This is a genomic window from Variovorax sp. 10N432 (genome assembly GCF_056394465.1).
The window spans coordinates 141,372-166,726 of the sequence record NZ_JBFTHX010000010.1; the positions used below are offsets into that span (position 1 = coordinate 141,372).

The 25,355-nt window shown below is 67.2% G+C and carries 24 protein-coding genes and 1 tRNA gene; 20 read left to right on the forward strand and 5 right to left on the reverse strand.

Features of this window, described 5'->3' with window-relative positions; all coding sequences use genetic code 11:
- Positions 1-32: 32 nt before the first annotated feature.
- On the forward strand, positions 33-1,010 hold the full coding sequence (gene dusA, locus AC1DF3_RS14415; protein WP_478139986.1) for a tRNA dihydrouridine(20/20a) synthase DusA: 978 nt from the start codon (positions 33-35) through the stop codon (positions 1,008-1,010).
- 36 nt (positions 1,011-1,046) lie between these two features.
- On the opposite strand, the gene AC1DF3_RS14420 is transcribed toward dusA, so the two are convergent.
- Complete coding sequence (locus tag AC1DF3_RS14420; protein ID WP_286532937.1) at positions 1,047-1,694, reverse strand: GntR family transcriptional regulator; 648 nt, start codon at positions 1,692-1,694, stop codon at positions 1,047-1,049.
- 127 nt (positions 1,695-1,821) lie between these two features.
- On the opposite strand from AC1DF3_RS14420, the gene scpA reads away from it, so the two are divergent.
- Genes scpA through AC1DF3_RS14450 form a run of 6 tightly spaced genes read left to right on the forward strand, consistent with a single transcriptional unit; the run spans position 1,822 to position 10,197 of the window.
- A complete protein-coding gene (gene scpA, locus AC1DF3_RS14425) occupies positions 1,822-3,981 on the forward strand; it encodes a methylmalonyl-CoA mutase (protein ID WP_286532939.1) in 2,160 nt (719 codons plus the stop codon).
- 2 nt (positions 3,982-3,983) lie between these two features.
- Positions 3,984-5,045, forward strand: a complete 1,062-nt coding sequence (gene meaB / locus AC1DF3_RS14430; protein ID WP_478139987.1) for a methylmalonyl Co-A mutase-associated GTPase MeaB — start codon at positions 3,984-3,986, stop codon at positions 5,043-5,045.
- Between the two features lie 48 nt (positions 5,046-5,093).
- Complete coding sequence (locus AC1DF3_RS14435; protein WP_286532943.1) at positions 5,094-6,626, forward strand: acyl-CoA carboxylase subunit beta; 1,533 nt, start codon at positions 5,094-5,096, stop codon at positions 6,624-6,626.
- 17 nt (positions 6,627-6,643) lie between these two features.
- Entirely contained in the window at positions 6,644-8,692 is a 2,049-nt protein-coding gene (locus AC1DF3_RS14440) for an acetyl-CoA carboxylase biotin carboxylase subunit (RefSeq protein WP_478139988.1), read from the forward strand.
- The gene (bioB, locus tag AC1DF3_RS14445; protein ID WP_478139989.1) at positions 8,693-9,724 is read left to right on the forward strand and encodes a biotin synthase BioB; all 1,032 of its coding nucleotides are present in this window, start codon (positions 8,693-8,695) and stop codon (positions 9,722-9,724) included.
- Positions 9,721-10,197 carry a VOC family protein gene (locus AC1DF3_RS14450; RefSeq protein ID WP_286532948.1) on the forward strand — a complete coding sequence of 159 codons (477 nt, stop codon included), beginning with the start codon at positions 9,721-9,723 and terminating at the stop codon, positions 10,195-10,197. Before bioB ends, AC1DF3_RS14450 begins: the two co-directional genes overlap by 4 nt.
- A gap of 25 nt (positions 10,198-10,222) precedes the next feature.
- Here the strand turns inward: AC1DF3_RS14450 and AC1DF3_RS14455 are convergent, their stop codons facing one another.
- The 4 genes from AC1DF3_RS14455 to AC1DF3_RS14470 all read right to left on the reverse strand — a co-directional run bounded on the left by AC1DF3_RS14455 (position 10,223) and on the right by AC1DF3_RS14470 (position 14,238).
- A complete protein-coding gene (locus tag AC1DF3_RS14455) occupies positions 10,223-10,855 on the reverse strand; it encodes a LysE family translocator (protein ID WP_286532950.1) in 633 nt (210 codons plus the stop codon).
- Positions 10,852-11,478, reverse strand: a complete 627-nt coding sequence (locus tag AC1DF3_RS14460) for an RnfABCDGE type electron transport complex subunit B (RefSeq protein ID WP_478139990.1) — start codon at positions 11,476-11,478, stop codon at positions 10,852-10,854. The genes AC1DF3_RS14455 and AC1DF3_RS14460 overlap by 4 nt, the downstream gene beginning before the upstream one ends.
- A 4-nt stretch (positions 11,479-11,482) precedes the next feature.
- Complete coding sequence (locus tag AC1DF3_RS14465) at positions 11,483-12,901, reverse strand: polyhydroxyalkanoate depolymerase (protein ID WP_286532953.1); 1,419 nt, start codon at positions 12,899-12,901, stop codon at positions 11,483-11,485.
- A gap of 140 nt (positions 12,902-13,041) precedes the next feature.
- A complete protein-coding gene (locus AC1DF3_RS14470) occupies positions 13,042-14,238 on the reverse strand; it encodes an amino acid aminotransferase (protein WP_478139991.1) in 1,197 nt (398 codons plus the stop codon).
- Positions 14,239-14,344: 106 nt separating this feature from the next.
- Between AC1DF3_RS14470 and uvrB the strand changes: the two genes are divergently transcribed.
- The 13 genes from uvrB (at position 14,345) to AC1DF3_RS14535 (ending at position 25,340) form a co-directional block, all read left to right on the forward strand.
- Positions 14,345-16,453 carry an excinuclease ABC subunit UvrB gene (gene uvrB, locus AC1DF3_RS14475; RefSeq protein ID WP_478139992.1) on the forward strand — a complete coding sequence of 703 codons (2,109 nt, stop codon included), beginning with the start codon at positions 14,345-14,347 and terminating at the stop codon, positions 16,451-16,453.
- A gap of 275 nt (positions 16,454-16,728) precedes the next feature.
- Positions 16,729-17,265 carry a Fe-S cluster assembly transcriptional regulator IscR gene (gene iscR / locus AC1DF3_RS14480; protein WP_158720462.1) on the forward strand — a complete coding sequence of 179 codons (537 nt, stop codon included), beginning with the start codon at positions 16,729-16,731 and terminating at the stop codon, positions 17,263-17,265.
- Positions 17,266-17,339: 74 nt separating this feature from the next.
- Positions 17,340-18,560 (forward strand): IscS subfamily cysteine desulfurase, encoded by a 1,221-nt coding sequence (locus AC1DF3_RS14485; RefSeq protein ID WP_478139993.1) that lies wholly within the window; start codon positions 17,340-17,342, stop codon positions 18,558-18,560.
- A 19-nt stretch (positions 18,561-18,579) separates the two neighbouring features.
- Entirely contained in the window at positions 18,580-18,993 is a 414-nt protein-coding gene (iscU, locus tag AC1DF3_RS14490) for a Fe-S cluster assembly scaffold IscU (RefSeq protein WP_286532960.1), read from the forward strand.
- 1 nt (position 18,994) lies between these two features.
- Positions 18,995-19,318: an iron-sulfur cluster assembly protein IscA gene (gene iscA, locus AC1DF3_RS14495; RefSeq protein WP_286507593.1), complete on the forward strand. Its 324-nt coding sequence runs from the start codon at positions 18,995-18,997 to the stop codon at positions 19,316-19,318.
- 146 nt (positions 19,319-19,464) lie between these two features.
- The gene (gene hscB / locus AC1DF3_RS14500; RefSeq protein WP_478139994.1) at positions 19,465-19,974 is read left to right on the forward strand and encodes a Fe-S protein assembly co-chaperone HscB; all 510 of its coding nucleotides are present in this window, start codon (positions 19,465-19,467) and stop codon (positions 19,972-19,974) included.
- A gap of 13 nt (positions 19,975-19,987) precedes the next feature.
- Complete coding sequence (gene hscA / locus AC1DF3_RS14505) at positions 19,988-21,844, forward strand: Fe-S protein assembly chaperone HscA (protein WP_478139995.1); 1,857 nt, start codon at positions 19,988-19,990, stop codon at positions 21,842-21,844.
- A 3-nt stretch (positions 21,845-21,847) separates the two neighbouring features.
- Positions 21,848-22,186, forward strand: coding sequence for an ISC system 2Fe-2S type ferredoxin (gene fdx, locus AC1DF3_RS14510; protein ID WP_286524177.1), 339 nt, complete (start codon positions 21,848-21,850; stop codon positions 22,184-22,186).
- Complete coding sequence (gene dnaQ, locus AC1DF3_RS14515; RefSeq protein WP_286532967.1) at positions 22,186-22,905, forward strand: DNA polymerase III subunit epsilon; 720 nt, start codon at positions 22,186-22,188, stop codon at positions 22,903-22,905. The genes fdx and dnaQ overlap by 1 nt, the downstream gene beginning before the upstream one ends.
- 99 nt (positions 22,906-23,004) lie before the next feature.
- Positions 23,005-23,079 (forward strand) — tRNA-Val (locus AC1DF3_RS14520).
- A 44-nt stretch (positions 23,080-23,123) separates the two neighbouring features.
- Complete coding sequence (locus AC1DF3_RS14525; protein WP_286532970.1) at positions 23,124-24,221, forward strand: NAD(P)/FAD-dependent oxidoreductase; 1,098 nt, start codon at positions 23,124-23,126, stop codon at positions 24,219-24,221.
- 93 nt (positions 24,222-24,314) lie between these two features.
- Positions 24,315-24,623 (forward strand): glycine zipper domain-containing protein, encoded by a 309-nt coding sequence (locus AC1DF3_RS14530; RefSeq protein WP_286524169.1) that lies wholly within the window; start codon positions 24,315-24,317, stop codon positions 24,621-24,623.
- A 33-nt stretch (positions 24,624-24,656) separates the two neighbouring features.
- The gene (locus AC1DF3_RS14535; RefSeq protein WP_478139996.1) at positions 24,657-25,340 is read left to right on the forward strand and encodes a phage holin family protein; all 684 of its coding nucleotides are present in this window, start codon (positions 24,657-24,659) and stop codon (positions 25,338-25,340) included.
- The last annotated feature ends 15 nt before the right edge of the window (positions 25,341-25,355 follow it).

Sequence of the window (25,355 nt, forward strand, 5' to 3'; positions counted from 1 at the left end):
GCCAAGTCCCACTTCGAATCCGGAACGCCTCCTTGACTGCACCGAAGATCCTGTCCGTCGCTCCGATGATGGATTGGACCGACCGCCACTGCCGCTACTTCCATCGCCTGCTGACCCGCCGCGCCTTGCTCTACACCGAGATGGTGACCACCGGCGCGCTGATCCATGGCGACGTGCCGCGCCACCTGCGCTTCAACGCCGAGGAGCACCCGGTGGCGCTGCAGCTTGGCGGCAGCGAGCCCGCCGACCTCGCCCACTGCGCGAAGCTGGGCGAGGCCTGGGGCTACGACGAGATCAACATCAACTGCGGCTGCCCGAGCGAGCGGGTGCAGCGCGGCGCCTTCGGGGCCTGCCTCATGAACGAGCCGCAGCTGGTGGCCGACTGCGTGAAGGCGATGGTCGACGTGGTCGACGTCCCGGTCACGGTCAAGCACCGCATCGGCATCGACAAGATCGAGAGCTATGAATTCGTGCGCGACTTCGTCGGCCGGGTCAGCGAGGCCGGTTGCAGCACCTTCATCGTCCATGCCCGCAACGCCTGGCTCAAGGGCCTGTCGCCGAAACAGAACCGCGAGGTGCCGCCGCTGCGCTACGAGCTGGTGCACCGGCTCAAGCACGACTTCCCGGCGCTCTCCTTCTCGATCAACGGCGGCTTCGCCGACACGGCGCAGATGCAGGCGCACCTGCGCCTGCTCGACGGCGTGATGATCGGCCGCGAGGCCTACCACAACCCCTGGAGCCTGTCCGAGTGGGATGCGGTGTTCTACGGCGAGCCGCCCTCGACGCTGACGCGCGAAGCGGTCGAGCTGCAGATGTGCGACTACATGGCCCGCGAGGCCGCCGAGCATGGCACGCCCTGGTCCAATATCGCGCGCCACATGCTCGGCCTGCGCAACGGCCTGGCAGGCGCCCGCCGCTGGCGCCAGGTGTGGAGCGACCACAAGCTCAAGACGCTGCCGCCGCACGAAGTGATGGACATCGCGCACGAAACGGTCGCCGCCGCCCAGTGACCTCCGGCCGGCGAAACCCGGCCGCGTTCGACGAACTCAATTCGCCGCCTGCAGTCCGTTGCGGAAGTGCTCCTGCGTCCGGGCCATCGCGGCGTCCGGGTCGCGCGCCGTGATCGCCGCCATGATCGCCCGGTGCTCGTTCAGCGACTCGTCGATCCGCCCCGCCTTCAGCAGCGAGTTGTGCCGGTTCAGCTTCATCACCTTGCGCAGGTCGGCCACCATCTGGTCGCGCCAGCGGTTGTTGGCGATCGCCAGCAGCCGCATGTGAAAGCGCTCGTTCAGCGCAAAGAAATGCTCGCGGTCGACATGCCCGGGCTTGGCGGCCGCCTCGAGTTCGGCGTGCAGCCGCTCGAGCTCGGCCAGCTCGGCCTCGCTGGCGTGCCCGGCCACGACGCCGGCCGCATCGCTCTCGAGCAGGCTCAGCAGGTGGTAGACGTCCGCCAGGTCCTTTTCCGATACCTCGGTGACGTAGGCGCCGCGCCGCACCTTCATCGTCACCAGCCCCTCGGCGGCCAGCACTTTCAGCGCCTCGCGGAGCGGCGTCCGGCTGATTCCGTATTCCTCGGCCAGCCGGAGTTCGTCGATCCAGCTCCCGGGTTCGAGCTCGCGGCTGAAGATGCGCTGGCGCAGCAGCTCTGCCACTTCTTCATAGAGGGCGCGCGGGGTGAGGGTGACGGCGGACATGCCTGAAATGTACCGCAAAGCGGCGACTTGAATTAATAATTATGAATAAGGTACACTCGCTGGCGTTGCGCTGCGACTGCGCAGACACTCGTCCCCGAACCTTTGCATGACCTCCTAAGCGGCGCCCATGAGCAAATCCGACTACACCTTCTCGCCTGCGACCCTCGAAGCCTGGACCAAGGCGGCCGCCAAGTCCGCCCCCGGCGGCAACCTCGAAGCGCTCAACTGGGTCACGCCGGACGGCATCACGGTCAAGCCGCTCTACACCGCGGCCGATCTCCAGGGCCTCCGGTACACCGACACCTTGCCCGGCTTCGAGCCCTACCTGCGCGGCCCCCAGGCCACCATGTACGCGGTGCGGCCATGGACCATCCGCCAATACGCCGGCTTCTCGACCGCCGAGGAATCGAACGCCTTCTACCGCAAGGCCTTGGCGGCAGGCGGGCAGGGCGTATCTGTCGCCTTCGACCTCGCCACCCACCGCGGCTACGACAGCGACCATCCGCGGGTGACGGGCGACGTCGGCAAGGCCGGCGTGGCGATCGACTCGGTCGAGGACATGAAGATCCTGTTCGACCAGATCCCGCTCGACAAGGTCAGCGTCTCGATGACCATGAACGGCGCGGTGCTGCCGGTGCTGGCGGGCTATGTGGTCGCGGCCGAAGAGCAGGGCGTGGCCCAGGACCAGCTGAGCGGAACCATCCAGAACGACATCCTCAAGGAGTTCATGGTCCGCAACACCTACATCTTTCCGCCGGCGCCGAGCATGCGGATCATTGGCGACATCATCGAGTACACGGCGCAGAAGATGCCGAAGTTCAACTCGATCTCGATCAGTGGCTACCACATGCAGGAGGCCGGCGCCAACCAGGCGCTCGAACTGGCCTTCACCCTGGCCGACGGCAAGGAATACGTGAAGACCGCGCTGGCCAAGGGCCTGGACGTCGACGGCTTCGCGGGCCGGCTCAGCTTCTTCTGGGCCATCGGCATGAACTTCTACCTTGAAGTCGCCAAGATGCGCGCGGCGCGCCTGCTGTGGTGCCGGATCATGAAGGAGTTCGAGCCGAAGAACCCCAAGAGCCTGATGCTGCGCACGCACTGCCAGACCTCCGGCTGGTCGCTGACCGAGCAGGACCCCTACAACAACGTGGTGCGCACCACCATCGAGGCCATGGCCGCGGTCTTCGGCGGCACCCAGAGCCTGCACACCAACGCACTCGACGAGGCGATCGCGCTGCCGACCGAGTTCAGCTCGCGCATCGCGCGCAACACCCAGCTCATCATCCAGGAAGAGACCCACATCACCAGCGTGATCGACCCCTGGGCCGGCAGCTACATGATGGAAAAGCTGACGCAGGACATGGCCGATGCGGCCTGGGCGATCATCGAGGAAGTCGAGGCCATGGGCGGCATGACCAAGGCCGTCGACAGCGGCTGGGCCAAGCTCAAGATCGAGGCCGCGGCGGCCGACAAGCAGGCGCGCATCGATTCGGGCCGCGACGTCATCGTCGGCGTCAACAAGTACAAGCTCAAGACCGAAGACACCCACGACATCCTGCAGATCGACAACGTCAAGGTACGCGATGGCCAGATCGCCAAGCTCAAGGCCATCCGCGAGCAGCGCGACAGCGCCGCCGTGCAGGCCGCCCTCGACGCGCTCACCGCCGCCGCGGAAAGCGGCGAAGGCAACCTGCTCGAACTGAGCATCAATGCGGTGCGCCTGCGCGCCACCGTCGGCGAGATCAGCGACGCGCTCGAGAAGATCTACGGCCGTCACCGCGCCGACACGCAGAAAGTCACCGGCGTCTATGCCGCCGCCTACGACTCGGCCGAAGGCTGGGAGGCGCTGCAGCACGAGATCGCGGCGTTCGCCGAGGAACAGGGCCGGCGCCCGCGCGTGATGATCTCCAAGCTCGGCCAGGACGGCCACGACCGCGGCGCCAAGGTCGTCGCCACCGCCTTCGCCGACCTGGGCTTCGACGTCGACATGGGCCCGCTGTTCCAGACCCCCGAGGAATGCGCGCGCCAGGCGATCGAGAACGACGTCCATGCCGTGGGCGTCAGCACCCTCGCCGCCGGCCACAAGACACTGGTGCCGGCGATCATCGCCGAGCTCAGGAAGCAGGGCGCCGACGACATCATCGTCTTCGTCGGCGGCGTGATTCCGCGCCAGGACTACGACTTTCTCTACGAGGCCGGCGTCAAGGGCATCTACGGTCCCGGCACGCCGATCCCGGCGAGCGCCAAGGACGTGCTCGAGCAGATTCGCGCGGCGGTTGCAGCCTGACGATGCCGCCCGCCAAGACACCGGTCACGGTGGACGCCCTGCTGGCCGACGACGGCCCGCCGCAGCGCCGCGCGATCGCCAAGGCGATCACGCTGCTCGAGTCGACCCGTGCCGACCATCGCGCGCAGGCCGACGAACTGCTCACTGCCCTGCTGCCGCACACCGGGAAATCGTTCCGGCTCGGCATCTCGGGCGTGCCGGGTGTCGGCAAGTCGACCTTCATCGAAACCCTCGGGTTGTTCCTGATCGGACTGGGGCACCGGGTGGCCGTCCTCACCATCGATCCGTCGTCCACCGTCTCGGGCGGTTCCATCCTCGGCGACAAGACGCGCATGGAGCACCTGTCGGTGCATGAGCGCGCCTATATCCGGCCCAGCCCCTCGAGCGGGACCCTCGGCGGGGTGGCCGAGAAGACGCGCGAGGCGATGCTGGTCTGCGAGGCGGCCGGCTACGACATCGTGATCCTCGAGACCGTCGGCGTCGGCCAGAGCGAGACCGCAGTCTCGGGCATGACCGACATGTTCGTGCTGCTGCAGTTGCCCAACGCCGGCGACGACCTGCAGGCGATCAAGAAGGGCGTGATGGAGCTGGCCGACCTGGTGGTGATCAACAAGGCCGACATCGACAAGGATGCGGCCACCCGCGCCCAGGCCCAGATCACCTCCGCGCTGCGCCTGTTCGGCCACCATGGCAATCCCGCGCATGCCCAGGCCATCCACGCCGCCCACGCGACGCCCGGCTCGCCCGAGGCCGAAGTGCGCTTCTGGCTGCCCCGCGTGATCCAGCTCAGTGCCCTGCTGGGCACCGGCGTGGATGCCTTCTGGGACGCGGTGCTGCAGTTCAAGTCGCTGCAGGCGGCCAATGGCCGCTTCGCCAGTCGGCGCGAGAAGCAGGCACTGGCCTGGATGTGGGAGCGCATCGACGCCGGCCTCAAGCAAGCCTTCCGCCACCATCCCCAGGTGCGCGAGCTGCTGCCCCAGGCAGTGGCCCAGGTGGCGGCCGGCCGGCTGCCGGCCTCGACGGCTGCGCGCCAACTGCTCGCCGCCCAGGCCGGACAGGCGTAGCCTTCGGCCATCCCTTTCAAAAAAGATCAACTCCTACGACGGAACGTCATGAAAGAAATCCTCGAACAACTCGAAAATCGCCGCGCCCAGGCGCGGCTCGGCGGTGGCCAGAAGCGCATCGACGCCCAGCATGCCAAGGGCAAGCTGACGGCGCGCGAGCGCATCGCGCTGCTGCTCGACGACAACACCTTCGAAGAATGGGACATGTTCGTCGAGCACCGCTCGAGCGACTTCGGCATGGCCGACAACAAGATCCCGGGCGACGGCGTGGTCACCGGCTACGGCATGATCAACGGCCGCCTGGTGTTCGTCTTCAGCCAGGACTTCACGGTCTTCGGCGGCGCGCTCAGCGAAGCCCACGCCGAGAAGATCTGCAAGGTGATGGACCAGGCCATGAAGGTCGGCGCGCCGGTGATCGGTCTCAACGATTCGGGCGGCGCCCGCATCCAGGAGGGCGTGGCGTCGCTCGGCGGCTATGCCGAAGTGTTCCAGCGCAACGTGATGGCTTCGGGCGTGGTGCCGCAGATCAGCATGATCATGGGCCCCTGCGCCGGCGGTGCCGTCTATTCGCCGGCCATGACCGATTTCATCTTCATGGTGAAGGACAGCAGCTACATGTTCGTCACCGGCCCCGAGGTGGTGAAGACCGTGACCCACGAGGACGTCACCGCCGAAGAACTCGGCGGCGCCTCGACCCACACCACCAAGAGCGGTGTCGCCGACATGGCGTTCGAGAACGACGTCGAGGCGCTGATGATGCTGCGCCGGCTCTACAACTACCTGCCGCTCAACAACCGCGAGAAAGCGCCGGTGCGGCCCAGCGGCGACCCGGCCGAGCGCGCCGACCTGTCGCTCGACACCCTGGTGCCCGACAACCCCAACAAGCCCTACGACATGAAGGAGCTGATCGTGAAGGTGGTCGACGACGGCGACTTCTTCGAGCTCCAGCCCGACTACGCGAAGAACATCGTCATCGGCTTCGCCCGCATGGAGGGCCAGAGCATCGGCATCGTCGCCAACCAGCCGCTGGTGCTGGCGGGCTGCCTGGACATCAAGTCGTCGATCAAGGCGGCGCGCTTCGTGCGCTTCTGCGACGCCTTCAACATCCCGGTCGTGACCTTCGTCGACGTGCCCGGCTTCATGCCCGGCACCAGCCAGGAGTACGGCGGCATCATCAAGCACGGCGCCAAGCTGCTCTACGCCTACGCCGAGTGCACGGTGCCGAAGATCACCGTCATCACGCGCAAGGCCTACGGCGGCGCCTACGACGTGATGGCCTCGAAGCACCTGCGCGGCGACGTCAACCTGGCCTGGCCGCGCGCCGAGATCGCGGTGATGGGGGCCAAGGGCGCGGTCGAGATCATCTTCCGCGAAGACAAGAACGACCCCGAGAAGCTCGCCGCGCGCGAGGCCGAATACAAGGCGCGCTTCGCCAACCCGTACGTGGCCGGCACGCGCGGCTACATCGACGACGTGATCCTGCCGAGCGAGACCCGCAAGCGGATCTGCCGCAGCCTGGTGATGCTGCGCGAGAAGAAACTCGAAAACCCGTGGCGCAAGCACGGCAACATTCCGCTCTGAGACCGGAGAACAACAACATGTTCAAGAAAATCCTGATTGCGAATCGTGGCGAAATCGCTTGCCGCGTCATCAAGACGGCGAAGAAGATGGGCATCCTCACCGTCGCCGTCTATTCCGATGCCGACAAGGACGCGCGCCATGTCGAACTGGCCGACGAGGCGGTGCACATCGGCGGCTCGGCCAGCCGCGACAGCTACCTGCAGGCCGATCGCATCATCGCCGCCTGCAAGGCGAGCGGCGCCGAGGCCGTGCACCCTGGCTACGGCTTCCTGTCCGAGAACGAGGCCTTCGCGCGCAAGGTCGAGGAGGAGGGCATCGTCTTCATCGGCCCGAAGCACTATTCGATCGCCGCGATGGGCGACAAGATCGCCTCGAAGAAGCTCGCCAACGAAGCCAAGGTCAACACCATTCCCGGCTGGAACGACGCCATCGAGAGCGCCGAGCGCGCGGTGCAGATCGCCAAGGACATCGGCTACCCGGTGATGATCAAGGCGTCGGCCGGCGGCGGCGGCAAGGGCCTGCGCGTGGCCTTCAATGACAAGGAAGCTTTCGAGGGCTTCACCTCGTGCCGCAACGAGGCCCGCAACAGCTTCGGCGACGACCGTGTCTTCATCGAGAAGTTCGTCGAGGAGCCGCGACACATCGAGATCCAGGTGCTGGGCGACGCGCACGGCAACGTGATCTACCTGAACGAGCGCGAATGCTCGATCCAGCGCCGCCACCAGAAGGTGATCGAGGAAGCGCCGTCGCCCTTCATCAGCGACGCCACGCGCAAGGCGATGGGCGAGCAGGCCGTGGCGCTGGCCAAGGCCGTGAAGTACCAGAGCGCGGGCACGGTGGAGTTCGTGGTCGGCAAGGACCAGAGCTTCTACTTCCTGGAAATGAACACCCGGCTGCAGGTCGAGCACCCGGTGACCGAGGCGATCACCGGCCTGGACCTGGTCGAGCTGATGATCCGCGTCGCCGCCGGCGAGAAACTGCCGCTGGCGCAGAAGGACGTCAAGCGCGAGGGCTGGGCGATCGAATGCCGCATCAACGCCGAGGACCCGTTCCGCAACTTCCTGCCCTCGACCGGCCGGCTGGTGCGCTTCCAGCCCCCGAAGGAGACCATGTTCTCCGCCGACACCGAGCACCTGTACGGCGTGCGGGTCGACACCGGCGTCTACGACGGCGGCGAGATTCCGATGTTCTACGACTCGATGATCGCCAAGCTGATCGTCCATGGCCGCGACCGCGCCCACGCCATCGCGCTGATGCGCGAGGCGCTCAACGGCTTCGTGATCCGCGGCATCAGCAGCAACATCCCCTTCCAGGCGGCGCTGCTGGCCCATCCCAAGTTCGTCAGCGGCGACTTCAACACCGGCTTCATCGCCGAGCACTACGGCAAGGGCTTCCATGCCGAGGACGTGCCGCACGACGATCCCGATTTCCTGGTCGCGCTGGCGGCCTTCGTGCATCGACGCTACCGGGCGCGCGCGTCGGGCATCAGCGGCCAGCTCGACGGACACGGCGTGAAGGTCGGCGAACAGTTCGTCGTGGTCGTGCTGGACGCGCGGGGCCAGCATGTCCACAAGTCGGTGTCGGTCACCGACTTCCATGGCCAGACCGGCTCCAGCGCGGTGACGGTCGGCAGCAACAGCTACAAGATCGACAGCCGCGCCCAGCTCGGGAACATCCGGGTCGATGGCCTGGTCAACGGCCGCACCTTCACCGCGCAGGTCGAGCGCGGCGCGGGCAAGAATCCGCTGGCATTGCGGGTGTCGCACAACGGCACGCAGATCGAGGCGATGGTGCTGTCGCCGCTGGGCGCGCAGCTGCTCTCGCTGATGCCCTACAAGGCGCCGCCGGACCTGAGCAAGTTCCTGATGTCGCCGATGCCTGGCCTCCTGGTCGAAGTCTCGGTCCAGCCTGGCCAGCAAGTGCAGGCCGGCGAGAAGCTCGCCGTCATCGAGGCGATGAAGATGGAGAACGTGCTGTTCGCGACGCAGGACGGCGTGGTCGGCCACATCGCGGCGGCCAGGGGCGAATCGCTGGCGGTCGACCAGATCATCATGGAGTTTGCATAGATGGGGGCCAACGACCTGTCGACGGCCAAGGCCGTCACCCTGCATCGCCCGCCGCCGCCGCCGCTGGCGCCGGCGGGGCCATGGTCGGTGGAGGCCGTGCAGGCCCTGCTCGACAAGCCCTTCAACGACCTGCTGTTCGAGGCCCAGGCGGTGCACCGCGCCCATTTCCCCGACGGCGACATCGAGCTCGCCACGCTGCTGTCGGTGAAGACCGGCGGCTGTCCCGAGAACTGCGGCTATTGCCCGCAGTCGGCCGAGTTCGACACCGGCGTCAAGGCGCAGAAGCTGATGGAAGTCGACGAGGTGCTGCGCGCCGCCCAGGCCGCCAGGGACGCCGGCGCCACGCGCTTCTGCATGGGCGCCGCCTGGCGCGCGCCCAAGGATCGCGACGTCGAGAAGATCGCGGTGCTGGTCGAGGCCGTCAAGGGCCTGGGCCTGCAGACCTGTGCCACGCTCGGCATGCTCGAGCCGCAGCATGCGCTGCAGCTCAAGGCGGCCGGGCTCGACTACTACAACCACAACCTCGACACGGCGCCCGAGTACTACACCGACATCGTCGACACCCGCACCTACCAGGACCGGCTCGATACGCTGGCCCACGTGCGCGCCGCCGGCATCAGCGTCTGCTGCGGCGGCATCGTCGGCATGGGCGAGGCGCCGGTGCACCGGGCGGGCCTGATCGCCCAGCTCGCCAACCTCGATCCGTATCCGGAATCGGTGCCGATCAACAGCCTGGTGCGCGTGCCCGGCACGCCGCTGGCCGACGCGCCGCCCATCGATCCGCTGGACTTCGTCCGCATGATCGCCGTCGCCCGCATCACGATGCCGAAGGCACGCGTGCGGCTGTCCGCGGGTCGCCAGCAACTCGGCGATGCGGTGCAGGCGCTGTGCTTCCTGGCCGGGGCCAATTCGATCTTCTACGGCGACAAGCTGCTGGTCACGGGCAACCCCGATGTCGAGGCCGACGTCCAGCTGCTGGCCAGGCTGGGCCTCAAGGCCCGTTCGACCACCGAACAAGGAGCATGCGCATGACGCGTCCATTCAAGGTGCTGGGCATCCAGCAGATCGCGATCGGCGGGCCGGACAAGACCCGGCTGCAGAAGCTGTGGGTCGACATGCTGGGCCTGGAGGTCACCGGCACCTTCAAGAGCGAGCGCGAGAACGTCGACGAAGACATCTGCGCGATCGGCAGCGGCCCCTTCAAGGTCGAGGTCGACCTGATGCAGCCACTCGACCCCGAGAAGAAGCCGGCGGTCCACACCACGCCGCTGAATCACGTCGGCCTGTGGATCGACGACCTGCCCAAGGCCGTCGAATGGCTCACGGCCCAGGGCGTTCGCTTCGCGCCCGGCGGCATCCGCAAGGGCGCGGCCGGTTTCGACATCTGCTTCTTGCATCCGAAGAGCAACGACGAATTCCCGATTGCGGGCGAGGGCGTCCTCATCGAAATGGTGCAGGCTCCCCCGGAGGTAGTGACCGCCTTCGCGGCGTTGTCCGGCGGCTGACGCCCTGGCCGGGAGCGAGCAACACCTACCCGGGGCGTCGCCAGATCGCCAGCGTGGCGGCCAGCAGCCACATGCCGACTGCACAGCCGCGGTTGAGCGCGCGCAGGCTGCGCTGCGAAAGCCAGCGGACGGCCTGGGTGCCGGCGGTGGCATAGCTCAGCATCACCAGCGTGTCGATGCAGACGAAGATGACGCCCAGCACCAGGTACTGGGGCCCCTGCGGATGGGCGATGTCGACGAACTGAGGCAGGAAGGCCGCGAAGAAAAGCAGCGACTTCGGATTCGACAGCGCCACCGCCAGGCTGCGCAGCAGCGCCAGCCGGCCGCGCAGCGGCGGGTCCGCCGACACGGCCAGCGCCGCGCCGACATCCGCCGGCGGCGTGCGCCAGAGCTTGACGCCGAGCCAGACCAGGTAGAGCACGCCGGCGACGCGAATCGCATTGAAGAGCCATTCGGACGCCGCCAGCAGCGAGCCCAGTCCCAGCGCCACCGTCGTGATCACGACGCAACTGCCGATCGACGCCCCGGCGATGCCCCAGGCGGCCGCGCGCATGCCGCCCGAGATGCCGTTGGAGAGCGCCAGCAGCATGGTCGGCCCCGGCGTGATGGCGAGCGCGACAGAGGCCAGCGCGTAGAGCAGCAGGGTGTCGAGGCTCATGGCGCGCGGCGCTGGCTGGCGGCGGCACGGGCCCGCGCCAGCGCTGCCTCGATGATCGAGCGCTTGCGGTCGGCCGCCTCGGGTGCCGCGGCCGGCGCCTCGCTCTGAGGCACGGCCGAAGCCGCGCCTGAGGGCTGCCGGGCGGCGTGCGACGCGTAGCGCGCACGCGCGTGGTCGGCCTGCGTCTGCGACCAGGCCTGCCATCCGGTGCGGCCCGGCGTGACCGTCTCCAGCGAGATGCAGTCGACCGGGCAGGCGGGAATGCACAGCTCGCAGCCCGTGCAATGGGCGTCGATGACGGTGTGCATGCGCTTGTGGATGCCGACGATGGCATCGGTGGGGCAGGCATCGAGGCACAGTGTGCAGCCGATGCACCAGGCCTCGTCGATGACCGCCAGGGTGCGCGGCAGCTCGATGCCGAACTGCGGGTCGAGGGCCCGGGCGGGCCGGCCGGTCAGGGCGGACAGCCGCTGCACGCCCTCGGCGCCTCCGGGCGGGCATTGGTTGATGTCGGCCTGGCCGGCCGCGATGGCTTCGGCGTAGCCGGCGCAGTCGGGGTAGCCGCAACGGGTGCACTGCGTCTGCGGCAGGGCGGCCAGCAGGGCGGCAGCGCGCGGGTTCACGGCCTCAGGCGGATTTGCGCGCCACCCGCTTCGTCTGCGTGGCGGGCGCCTTCTTGCGTGCTGCGGCGGTGGCGGGCTCGGCGCTGCGCGTCGCCTTCCTTGCCGTTGCCGGCCGCACCATGTCTTCGGCGACCGGCACCGGCGGCCCCGCGCGCTTCTGGGGCTTGTCGTGCTGGGCAATGAAGGCCTGGACTTCAGGGTAGACCAGTTCGCGCCAGCGGCGACCGCTGAAGATGCCGTAGTGGCCCGCGCCCTTGACCTCGTAGTGGTGCTGCTCGCTGTCGATGACGCCGGTGCAGAGGTCGTGCGCCGCGCGCGTCTGGCCGGAGCCCGAGATGTCGTCCAGCTCGCCTTCGATCGTCAAGAGGCCGATGCCTCGAATGTCCTGCGGGCGCACCAGTTCGCGCTCGCCCTGGGGGTTGGTCACCTGCCAGGTGCCGTTCACCAGGTCGAACTGCTGGAACACGGTGCGGATGGTGTCCAGGTAGTAGTCGGCGTCCATGTCGAGCACGGCGTTGTACTCGTCGTAGAACTTGCGGTGCGCCTCGGCGCTCGCGTCATCGCCCTTGATCAGGTTCTTGAAGTAGTCGTAGTGGCTGCTGGCATGGTTTTCCGGGTTCATCGCGACGAAGCCGGTGTGCTGCAGGAAGCCCGGATAGACGCGGCGTCCGGTACCCGGGAAGCCGTCCGGCACGCGGTAGATGACGTTGTTTTCGAACCACTCGAAGCTCTTGTTCATCGCCAGGTTGTTGACCGCGGTCGGCGACTTGCGGGCGTCGATCGGACCGCCCATCATGGTCATCGACAGCGGAATCTGCTCGCCGCGGCTGGCCATCAGCGACACCGCCGCCAGCACCGGCACCGTCGGCTGGCAGACGCTGATGACATGGCAGTTGCCGTATTCGGTCTGCAGGTAGCGGATGAACTCCTCGACGTAGTTGACGTAGTCGTCGAGACGGAACTTGCCTTCGGACAGCGGCACCAGCCGGGCGTTGGTCCAGTCGGTGATGTAGACCTTGTGGCCCTGCAGCAGGGCGCGCACCGTGTCGCGCAGCAAGGTCGCATAGTGGCCCGACAGCGGCGCCACCACCAGCACCACCGGCTGGCTCTTGAGCGTCTTCAGGGTTTCCGGCTGGTCGGTGAAGCGCTTGAAGCGGCGCAGCTTGCAGAACGGCTTCTCGAGTTCGACGCTTTCATGGATCACCACGTCGTGGCCATCGACCTTGACGGTCTTGATGCCGAATTCCGGCTTTTCGTAGTCCTTGCCCAGTCGGTACAGGAGGTCGTAGCCGGCCGCGATGCGCTGTGCCAGCGGCGCCTGTCCGAATGCCGCGCTTTGGCCGTAGAGTTTGGAAGCGGCCTGTGCGAAGTCGGCGAACGGCTCCATGAGGGAGCGCTGCGCTTCGTAGAGTTGGTAAAGCATCGGGAGCCTGAAAGTTGTTGCAATGCAATATATCAGCAGCTCCCCCTCCAAAATAGAGGGGGCGCCCCACTCGGGGGCGCCTGTGTGACATCTTCACGGCAACGGCGCCGGCAGGGCGCCACGAACGGCCGGAACCGCCGTCAGAGCACCTTGGCGATGCTCTCGCAGACGTAGTCGATGTTCTTGCTGTTGAGCGCCGCCACGCACATCCGGCCGGTGTCGGTGCCGTAGACCCCGAACTCCTCGCGCAGGCGCACCATCTGGTCCTTGGTCAGGCCCGAATAGCTGAACATCCCGATCTGCGAGGTGATGAAGCCCATGTCCTGCTTCACGCCGGCGGCCTTCAGGCCGTCGACCAGCTTCTGGCGCATGGCCTTGATTCGCACGCGCATTTCGGCCAGTTCGGCCTCCCAGACGGCGCGCCGTGCCGGGTCGTTGAGGACGGCCGCCACCACCGCGCCGCCGTGGATCGGCGGGTTGCTGTAGTTGGTGCGGATCGCGATCTTGAGCTGCGACAGCACGCGGGCGGCCTCTTCCTTGTTCTCGCACAGCACCGACAGGGCGCCCACGCGCTCGCCGTACAGGCTGAAGCTCTTCGAGAAGGAGGTCGAGACGAAGAAGGTCAGGCCGGCCTGGACGAACTTGCCGATCACGGCGCCGTCTTCCTGGATGCCGTGGCCGAAGCCCTGGTAGGCCATGTCGAGGAAGGGGGTCAGGCCGCCGGCCTTGACCGCAGCGATGACCTGGTCCCACTGCGCGGGCGTGATGTCGTAGCCGGTCGGGTTGTGGCAGCAGGCGTGCAGCACGACGATGGTGCCGGCCGGCGCTGCCTTGAGCGCCGCCAGCATGCCTTCGAAGTCGATGCCGCGCTTGGCGGCGTCGTAGTAGGGGTAGCTCTCGACCGTGAAACCGGCGTTGGTGAACAGCGCGCGGTGGTTTTCCCAGCTCGGGTCGCTGATCAGCACCTTGGCCTCGGGCGACAGCTTCTTGAGGAAGTCGGCGCCGACCTTCAGGCCGCCGGTGCCGCCGATGGCCTGGATGGTGGCGACGCGGCCGGATTTCACGGGTTCGCTGTCGGCGCCGAAAACCAGGCCCTTGACCGCATTGTCGTAGGCGGCGATGCCGTCGATCGGCAGGTAGCCGCGGGCGCTGGGCGCCTTCATCATGTCTTCTTCCGCGGCCTGCACGCACTTCAGGAGCGGCAGCTTGCCGTTGTCGTCGTAGTACACGCCCACGCCGAGATTGACCTTTTTCGGATTGCCGTCGGCTGCGTATTGCTCGTTGAGGCCCAGGATCGGGTCGCGAGGCGCCATTTCGACGGCGGTGAACATTGACATGGAAAGTCCTTTGGATGAGCGGTTCACGTGAAGCCGGGTCCTGCGTTACGCTGCCCGGTCAGCTTGAATTTTACCGGCCACGCCACCAGCTTCAGCCGTCCACGCCATGCCAGAAACCTCAGAAGTCATTCCCGAACCGCAACATGCCGACCCGGTGGGGCCGCACAAGCCGGGCGAATTCGTCAGCTTTCCCGGGTCGCCGTTCGAGCTTTTCCAGCCCTATCCGCCGGCCGGCGACCAGCCGAAGGCGATCGCGGGGCTGGTCGAGGGCGTGCAGGACGGCGAGGTGTTCCAGACCCTGCTGGGCGTGACCGGTTCCGGCAAGACCTTCACCATGGCCAACGTGATCGCCCGCCTGGGCCGCCCGGCGATCGTCTTCGCGCCCAACAAGACCCTGGCGGCGCAGCTCTACAGCGAATTCCGCGAGTTCTTCCCGAAAAACGCGGTCGAGTACTTCGTCAGCTACTACGACTACTACCAGCCCGAGGCCTATGTGCCCCAGCGCGACCTGTTCATCGAGAAGGACAGCTCGATCAACGAGCACATCGAGCAGATGCGGCTGTCGGCCACCAAGAGCGTGCTGGAGCGGCGCGACACGGTCATCGTGGCGACCGTGAGCGCGATCTACGGCATCGGCACGCCCGAGGACTACACGCAGATGCGCTTCATCATGCGCCAGGGCGACAAGATCGGTCAGCGCGACGTGATCGGCCGGCTGATCCGCATGCAGTACACGCGCAACGAGCAGGATTTCTCGCGCGGCACCTTCCGGGTGCGCGGCGACACCATCGACGTCTTCCCGGCCGAGCACAGCGAACTGGCGATCCGCATCGAGCTGTTCGACGACGAGATCGAGTCGCTGCAGCTGTTCGACCCGCTCACCGGCCGTATCCGGCAGAAGATCCCGCGCTTCACGGTCTATCCGTCGAGCCACTACGTGACGCCGCGCGACAAGGTGCTCAGCGCGGTCGAGACCATCAAGCTCGAGCTCGACGAGCGGCTCAAGTTCTTCGTCGCCGAGGGCAAGCTGGTGGAGGCGCAGCGCATCGAGCAGCGCACCCGTTTCGACCTCGAGATGCTGGCCGAGATCGGGCACTGCAAGGGGATCGAGAACTACACCCGGCATCTCTCGGGCGCCGCGCCCGGCGAGCCGCCGGCCACGCTGACCGACTACCTGCCGAAGGACGCCCTGATGTTCCTCGACGAGAGCCACCAGATGATCGGCCAGCTTGGCGGCATGTACAACGGCGACCGGGCGCGCAAGACCACGCTGGTCGAGTACGGCTTCCGGCTGCCGTCGGCGCTGGACAACCGCCCCCTCAAGTTCGAGGAGTTCGAGACCCGGATGCGGCAGTGCATCTTCGTCTCGGCCACCCCGGCGCAGTACGAGAAAGACAACGCCGGCAACGTGGTGGAGCAACTGGTGCGCCCCACCGGCCTGATCGACCCCGAGGTCGAGGTCCGCCCCGCCACCCACCAGGTCGACGACGTGCTGCAGGAGATCCGCCTGCGGGTCGACAAGAACGAGCGGGTGCTGATCACCACCTTGACCAAGCGCATGGCCGAGCAGCTGACCGACTACCTGAGCGACAACGGCGTCAAGGTGCGCTACCTGCACAGCGACATCGACACGGTCGAGCGGGTCGAGATCCTGCGCGACCTCCGATTGGGCAGCTTCGACGTGCTGGTCGGCATCAACCTGCTGCGCGAAGGCCTGGACATCCCCGAGGTCTCGCTGGTGGCGATCCTCGATGCCGACAAGGAAGGCTTCCTGCGCGCTGAGCGCTCCCTGATCCAGACCATCGGCCGCGCCGCGCGCAACCTGAACGGCAAGGCGATCCTGTACGCCGACCGGATGACGGATTCGATGAAGAAGGCGATCGGCGAGACCGAGCGGCGCCGGGCCCGCCAGATCGCCTACAACGAGGCCCACGGCATCACGCCGCGCAGCATCGTGAAACAGGTGCGCGACCTGATCGACGGCGTCTACAGCGAGAAATCGGGCAAGGAGGCGGCCAAGCGCGAACTGGAGCGCGCCAAGGTCGAGGACATGTCCGAAAAGGACGTGGCGCGCGAGATCAAGCGGCTCGAGAAGCTCATGCTGGAGCACGCCCGAAACCTCGAGTTCGAGAAGGCGGCGAGGGTGCGCGACCAGCTGGCGGAACTCCGGGAGCAGGCTTTCGGGGCTTCCGGGCACGACAACATTGCCCTCTGAGACCTTGCGGGACAGACCAACAAACTGCGAAGCAGTTTTTGCTCTGTCCCCAACTGACCAGGTCTCCCCGGCCGCCACCGGGTTTACCCCAGCAGCCCGCAGGGGCTTCTGCTATACTTGACCGAAATACTCAAGAACAAAAGAACTTCGCGATGAAGGGCGACTCCAACCTTTCGGTTCACCGATCGGACCCGGGTCGTGCAGGGCGGAGACGACGTCACCGCAGCCCCGGGGGTTCGGTGTCCTTTCCACGGTAAGCACTCAAGGAGCTTGCGATGCGTCTCACTACCAAAGGCCGCTTTGCGGTTACGGCCATGATCGATCTGGCACTGCGCCAGAACACCGGTCCGGTCACGCTGGCCGCGATCAGCCAACGGCAGCAGATTTCGCTGTCCTATCTGGAGCAGCTGTTCGGCAAGCTGCGCCGCCATGAACTGGTGGAGTCCACCCGCGGCCCCGGCGGCGGCTATTCGCTCGGCCGCAAGGCGGCCGACATCACGGTGGCCGACATCATCGTCTCGGTCGACGAGCCGATCGACGCCACCCAATGCGGCGGCAAGGAAAACTGCCTCGGCGAGGCCGGACGCTGCATGACGCACGAACTGTGGGCTTCGCTGAACCAGCGGATGGTCGAGTTCCTCGACTCCGTCACCTTGCAGAAGCTGGTCGACGACCAGATCGCCAAGGGCGTGCAGATCGAGAACAAGCCGGCCGTCAAGCGGGCGATCTCGGCCCAGCCGGTGGTCAAGCCGATCCGCGTCAATGCACCGAACTCGGTGTTCGCACTGGGCAACGCCTTCGCCAAATCCTGATCCGGCGGCGCCTTCGGGCGCCTCGGTTGAAACACCACACACAACGATCAACCCCACGCCAGCCTGAGCCAGCCATGGACGTCACCCCCCATTTCCCCATCTACCTCGACTACGGCGCCACCACGCCAGTGGATCCGCGCGTCGTCGACGCCATGATTCCCTGGTTGCGCGAGCATTTCGGCAATCCGGCGTCGCGCAGCCACGCCTGGGGCTGGGAGGCCGAGGAGGCCGTCGAAAAGGCGCGTGGCGAGGTGGCCGACCTGATCGGTGCCGATCCGCGCGAGATCGTCTGGACCTCCGGCGCCACCGAGTCGAACAACCTCGCCCTGAAGGGCGCGGCGCATTTCTACAAGGGCAAGGGCAAGCACCTCATCACGGTCAAGACCGAGCACAAGGCGGTGCTCGACACGATGCGCGAACTCGAGCGCCAGGGCTTCGAAGTGACTTACCTGGACGTCCAGGAAGACGGCCTGCTCGACCTCGAGGCGTTCAAGGCCGCGATCCGTCCCGACACCATCCTGGCGAGCGTGATGTTCGTCAACAACGAGATCGGCGTGATCCAGGACGTGGTCGCGCTGGGCAACATCTGCCGCGAGAAGGGCGTGATCTTCCACGTCGACGCGGCGCAGGCCACGGGCAAGGTCGAGATCGACGTCAAGACGCTGCCGATCGACCTCATGAGCCTGGCTTCGCACAAGACCTACGGCCCCAAGGGCATCGGCGCGCTGTACGTGCGGCGCAAGCCGCGCGTGCGGCTCGAGGCCCAGATGCACGGCGGCGGCCACGAGCGCGGCATGCGCTCGGGCACCCTGCCGACGCACCAGATCGTCGGCATGGGCGAGGCTTTCCGCCTGGCCAAGCTCGAGATGAAGGAAGACATCGCCAAGGCCACCGCGCTGCAGAAGCGGCTGCTCGACGGCCTGAAGGACGTCGAGCAGGTCTTCATCAACGGCAATCTCGAACACCGGGTGCCGCACAACCTGAACATCAGCTTCAACTACGTCGAAGGCGAGTCGCTGATCATGGGCATCAAGGGCCTGGCGGTGTCCAGCGGCTCGGCCTGCACGTCGGCCAGCCTGGAGCCCAGCTACGTGCTGCGTGCACTCGGCCGCAGCGACGAACTGGCCCACAGCAGCCTGCGCATGRCCATCGGCCGTTTCACGACCGAAGAAGAAATCGACTACGCGATCTCGACCATCAGGCACAACGTCGCCAAGCTGCGCGAACTCAGCCCGCTGTGGGAGATGTTCAAGGACGGCATCGACATCAGCACGATCCAGTGGTCGGCTCACTGAAAATTCAAAGAGGTACCCCATGGCTTACTCATCCAAGGTCATTGACCACTACGAAAATCCCCGCAACGTCGGCTCCTTCGAAAAGGGCGACGACTCGGTCGGCACCGGCATGGTCGGCGCGCCGGCCTGCGGCGACGTCATGAAGCTGCAGATCAAGGTCAACCCCGAGACCGGCGTGATCGAAGACGCGCGCTTCAAGACCTACGGCTGCGGCTCGGCGATCGCCTCGTCGTCGCTCGTGACCGAGTGGGTCAAGGGCAAGACGCTCGACGAAGCGGCGGCGCTCAAGAATTCGCAGATCGCCGAAGAACTGGCGCTGCCGCCGGTCAAGATCCACTGCTCGATCCTGGCCGAAGACGCGATCAAGGCGGCTGTCAGCGACTACAAGGCCAAACACGGCGTCGCGGCCGCGGCGGCGGAATCCGTTCACTGACATGGCTGTGACCCTGACCGAATCGGCCGCGCGCCACGTCTCCCGCTACCTCGGCAAACGAGGCAAGGGCGTGGGCGTGCGGCTGGGCGTCAAGACCACCGGCTGCTCGGGCCTGGCCTACAAGCTCGAGTACGTGGACGAATTCGCGCCCGAAGACGTGGTGTTCGAGGACCATGGCATCAAGGTGCTGGTCGACCCGAAGAGCCTGGCCTATATCGACGGCACGCAGCTCGACTTCGTGCGCGAGGGCCTCAACGAGGGCTTCAAGTTCAACAACCCGAACGAACGCGACCGTTGCGGCTGCGGCGAGAGTTTTCGCATCTGAGCCCCCGCGTGCGATGCACCCAAGCCGCCCACAGCCATGTGTCGGCGGCTTTTTAACGAGATGAGCCTCCACGATCGGCACTTCGTGTCCTCTCTGCCCCCCGAGGGGGCGCAGGCTGGCCTTGGGGCGGCCCGGCGCCCAGCCTTATGAACCTAAACGACACCGATTTCGTGCTTTTCGGCGTGCCTGCCACCTTCGCGCAGGACCGCGGCGCGCTCGACGCCCGCTGGAAGGAACTGCAGYGCGAGGCCCACCCCGACCGCTTCGCGGCGCAGGGCGGCGCGGCGCAGCGGCTGGCGATGCAGTGGTCGGTGCGCATCAACGAGGCCTACCAGCGGCTCAAGAATCCGATCAAGCGGGCCACCTACCTGTGCCAGCTGAACGGCGCGCCGATCCAGGCCGAGACCAACACGGCGATGCCGGCCGCCTTCCTGATGCAGCAGATGGCGTGGCGCGAGGAGCTCGACGACGCCCAGGATGCGGCCGCGTTCGAGAAGCTGCGCGCGGAAGTCGAAGCGGCCCGCGCGCGCGCGCTGTCTTCTCTCGACTGGCTGATCGACGAGAAGGGCGACTACGCAGAAGCGGCACGCCAAGTGAGAGCCCTCATGTTCATCGAGCGCTTTGCCGAGGACATCGAGGCCAAGGTCGACCAATAGAGAAAATAGCGCGATGGCATTGCTCCAGATTTCAGAACCGGGCCAGGCGCCCGATCCGCACCAGCGTCGCATCGCGGTCGGCATCGACCTCGGCACCACCCATTCGCTCGTCGCGGCGGTCCGCAACGGCGTCGCCGAATGCCTGCCCGACGCCGAAGGCCGCGTGCTGCTGCCCTCCGCCGTGCGCTACGTCGACGCCGAGCGCCGGCAGATCGGCTTCGACGCGCTGGCGGCGCGGGCGAGCGATCCGTCCAACGTCATCACCTCGGTCAAGCGGCTGATGGGCCGCGGCCTGGCGGACATCGCCAACCGCGAGGCGATGGCCTACCACCTGGCGGGCGACGGCGGGATGGTCAAGGTCCAGACGGCGGCCGGCGAGAAGTCGCCGACCGAAGTCAGCGCCGAGATCCTGGCGACCCTGCGCTACCGGGCCGAGGACACCTTCGACGACGACCTCCATGGCGCCGTGATCACGGTGCCGGCCTACTTCGACGAAGGCCAGCGCCAGGCCACCAAGGATGCGGCGCAGCTTGCCGGCCTCCACGTCCTGCGGCTCATCAGCGAGCCGACCGCGGCTGCGATCGCCTACGGGCTGGACAATGCCAGCGAAGGCGTCTACGCCGTCTATGACCTCGGCGGCGGCACCTTCGACATCTCGATCCTGCGGCTCACGCAAGGCGTGTTCGAAGTCATCGCCACCGGCGGCGATTCGGCGCTGGGCGGCGACGACTACGACCATGCACTGGCCGGCCTCGTGCTGTCGCAGTGCGGCCTCGAGGCGCACAGCGACGCCGATCGGGCGGCCCTGCTGGTCGCCGCCCGGACCACCAAGGAGGCCCTCTCGGAGGCGCCATCCGCGCTTTTCGTTGCCCACTTGGCGGATGGCGACATCCGGGTCGACGTGTCGCGCGAGCAGTTCGAAGCTGCCACCGCCGCGCTGACCGCGCGCACCATCGCGGCCGTTCGGCGCGTGCTGCGCGATGCACGGCTGGCGCCCGGCGAACTGCAGGGCATCGTGCTGGTCGGCGGCGCCACGCGCATGCCGCAGGTCCGCCGTGCGGTGGCCGATTGCCTCGGCCGCGAGCCGCTGACCAACCTGGACCCGGACCAGGTCGTGGCGCTGGGCGCCGCGATCCAGGCCAACCAGCTGGCCGGCAACGGCGGCGCCGACGACCTGCTGCTGCTCGACGTGATTCCGCTTTCGCTCGGCATCGAGACCATGGGCGGCCTGGTCGAGCGGATCGTGCCGCGCAACCAGACCATCCCGACCGCGATGGCGCAGGACTTCACCACCTACAAGGACGGCCAGACGGCGCTGGCGCTGCACGTGGTGCAGGGCGAGCGCGACCTGGTCGCCGACTGCCGCAGCCTGGCGCGCTTCGAGCTGCGCGGCATCCCGCCGATGGCCGCCGGCGCGGCGCGCATCCGGGTCACCTTCACCGTCGATGCCGACGGCCTGCTCAGCGTGAGCGCGAAGGAGCAGGGCAGCGGCGTCGAGGCCAGCGTCGCGGTCAAGCCTTCCTACGGGCTGTCGGACGAACAGATCGCGGCCATGCTGAAGGACAGCTTCGCGACCGCGCAGCAGGACATGCAGGCCCGCGCGCTGGTCGAGGCACGCGTCGATGCCGACCGCATGCTGATGGCGACGCAGAGCGCGCTGGACGCCGACGCCTCGCTGCTGTCGGCCGAGGAGCACGCCGCGATCGAGCAGCTGATGGCCGCGCTGCGCAGTGCGCGCTCGGCCGACGATGCTGCCGTGGTCGAGGCCGCCACCAAGGCGCTGGCCGACGGCACCGAAGCCTTCGCGGCCGCTCGAATGAATGCCGGCATCGCGCGTGCGCTCTCCGGCCGACAGATCGAATCCCTCTAGAACATGCCCACGATCAAGATCCTTCCCCATTCCGAGTACTGCCCGCAAGGCGCCGAGATCACGGCGCCGGCCGGCACCTCGATCTGCGAGGCCATGCTGGAGAACCACATCAACATCGAGCATGCCTGCGAGATGAGCTGCGCCTGCACCACTTGCCACGTGATCGTCCGCAAGGGCATCGAGTCGCTGAACGAGGCGGAAGAGGGCGAAGAAGACCTGCTCGACCGCGCCTGGGGTCTGGAGCCGCAATCGCGCCTGAGCTGCCAGGCGATACTCGCCCAGACCGACTTGACGGTCGAGATCCCGAAGTACTCGATCAACCACGCCAAAGAAAACCACTGATGTCCAGGCTCATCGTTCTAGACACCGAGACCACCGGCCTGTCGGCCGAGAACGGCGACCGCATCATTGAACTGGGATGCGTGGAGCTGTTCAATCGCAAGCTGACCGGCAACGACCTGCACATCTACTTCAATCCCGAGCGCGAGAGCCACGAGGACGCGCTGAAGGTGCACGGCCTGACCACCGATTTCCTGCGCGACAAGCCGAAGTTCGCGACCTTGGCGCAGGATGTCGTCGACTACCTGCGCGACGCCGAGCTGATCATCCACAACGCGGCCTTCGACGTCGGCTTCCTCAACAAGGAACTCGAACTCGCCGGCCTGCCGCCGCTCGCCAGCTTCGTCGGCGAGGTGACCGACACGCTCGCCATGGCCAAGGCGGTCTATCCGGGCAAGCGCAACTCGCTCGATGCGCTGTGCGATCGCTTCGGGGTCGACCGGTCGAACCGCACCTTCCACGGCGCCAAGCTCGACGCCCAGCTGCTGGCCGACGTCTACATCAACCTCACACGCGGACAGGATGCGCTGCTGATCGACGTCGCGTCGAACGAGCCCGCGCACGGTGCGGTGGTGACGATCGACCTGAGCGCCTTCGAGCTGCCGGTGCTGGTCGCGACCGAGCACGAACTCGCCGCCCACGAAGAGGTTTTGGTGCAGCTCGACAAGTCCAGCAACGGCCGAACGCTTTTTCGCCAGACGGCCGAAAAAGCTGTGGCATAATCGCAGGCTTCGCATCGCACGGTGCGAAAGACATCCAGAAGGTATCCAAAAAGATACCTAAAGGTGTGCGGCCAGATTCACTCTGACGCCGTGTACCGGGGGCGGTTAGCTCAGGGGTAGAGCACAGCATTCACACTGCTGGGGTCGGAGGTTCGAAGCCTCCACCGCCCACCAATCACTTTTTTCATCGTCGGCATCCCGCGCGCTAAGCTTGGCGTATGGACGAATTCGATTGCGCCGTCATCGGCGCCGGCGTGGTGGGTCTGGCCGTGGCGCGCGCGCTGGCCTTGCAGGGACGCGAGGTCATCGTGCTCGAATCCGAGGGCGCGATCGGCACCGGCACCAGTTCGCGCAACAGCGAGGTGATCCACGCCGGCATCTACTATCCCCAGGGCTCCCTGAAGGCGCAGTTGTGCGTCGAGGGCAAGCAGCGTCTGTACGCGTACGCCGAAGACCGCGGGCTTCCGCATCGGCGCTGCGGCAAGCTGATCGTCGCCACTAGCGAAGCGCAGGTCGGGCAGCTCGAGGCGATCGCCGCCAAGGCGCGCGCCAACGGCGTCGACGATCTCGTGCTGCTCTCGCGCACGCAGGCCAGGGCGATGGAGCCGGCGCTCGAATGCCTGGCGGCCCTCCATTCGCCGAGCACCGGCATCGTCGACAGCCACGCGCTGATGCTGAGCCTGCAGGGCGACCTCGAGCATGCCGGCGGCGTGCTGGCGCTGAAGTCCGGTGTCGTCGGCGCCGAGTGCGGCGGCGCCGGCATCGTGCTGAAGGCTTCCGACGGCACGGCCCTGCGCTGCAACAGCGTGGTCAATGCGGCCGGTCTGGCCGCGCCGCTGCTGGCCCGGCAGTTCGACGGCCTGCCTGCGGCCGCGGTGCCGGGGGCCTGGTTCGCCAAGGGCAGCTATTTCACGCTCGCCGGCCGGGCGCCGTTCAGCCGCCTGATCTATCCGGTGCCCGAGGCCGCGGGACTGGGCGTGCACCTGACCCTCGATCTCGGCGGCCAGGCCAAGTTCGGCCCGGACGTGCAGTGGGTGGCATCGCCCGACGACCTGGTGGTGGACCCGGCGCGCGGCGAGGGCTTCTATGCCGAGGTACGCAAGTACTGGCCGGCGCTGCCGGACGGCGCGCTGGTGCCGGGCTATGCCGGCATTCGGCCCAAGATATCCGGCCCCGGGGACGCCGCGGCCGACTTCATGATCCAGGGCCCGGCGGCGCACGGCGTGCCCGGGCTGGTCAACCTGTTCGGGATCGAGTCGCCGGGGCTCACCAGCAGCCTGGCGATCGGCCGCTTCGTCGGTGATCTGCTGTCGTAGAGCCGCGCGGGCATGTACCATGGAACGGCGTGCCGTTTTGTCGGCGCGGTGTCGCCGGCGCGGTGCCGGCGTGAATGAGGAGGACCTTTTTCGATGACTGCTTCCACCAACCTCGAAGCCGCGGCCAACGCCGTGGCCGAAGACATCGCCAGCGACGTGCGCGGCGTGCTCGCCAGCAAGGACCTCGATTCCGTGCCGCACATCAAGGCACTGCGCCAGCGCATCGACAGCAAGCTGGCGATCGCGCGCGAACTGGCGGCCGAGAAGAGCCGCATCGCCGCGCAGAAGGCCCGTGAAGCCGCCAATACGGCCAATGCCTACGCGCATGACGAACCGTGGCAAATTGCCGGCGCCGCGCTGGCCGTGGGTGTGCTGGTGGGCCTGCTGCTTGGGCGCCGCTGATCAACGCCCCAGGGGCGCGGCGGAGTTCGGAGGATGAGCCTCAGCGCCCTGTTCGGAATCAAGTCCCGCCTGCGGCGCCTGCGCATCCTGGCCGGTGAAGGGGCGCTGGCCGCCAGTGATCGCGCCCAACTCCTGCGGCTGGCCTGGGACGAGGAGAAGCAGCGCCTGCGGCTGATGCTCGGCCTCGGGGTGGCGGTCGCCGGGCTGACCACCGTCGTCATCGCGTTGCTGTCGGTGGCGATCGTGGTGCATTTCTGGGACACGCCGTATCGCGCCACGGTGGCCTGGGTGCTGGCGCTGGCGTGGGGTGGGCTCTGGATCGCGGCCGTGCTGCTGCTCATGGGCACGCTGCGCAAGTCCTCGGCCCTCGATTCGGCGCGCCTGACCTTCGAACGCGATCTGGACTGGTTCCACCACCGCTTCGGTGCCGATCAGGACGAAGATGACGCGCAAGCGCTTTCGCTCACCAGCGAGCAGTTGCTGGCCCGTATCGAGYGCCAGCGCGAGCGCATCGCCACGCTCGAGGCGGCCGCCAGCGGCGCCGGCGAAGCGCCGAGCCAGCCCGAAACCGCCTCGGCCGCGGCTCTGCGCATCGCGCGCGAACATCCGATCGCCACCGGGGTTGCGACCGCCACGGTGATCGCCGTGCTGGGTCCGCGTCGCCTGGTCCGATGGGCGACGGTGATCGCCCCGGTGCTCTGGCGGATGCGCGGCTGAAGCCTGGGCGGGCTC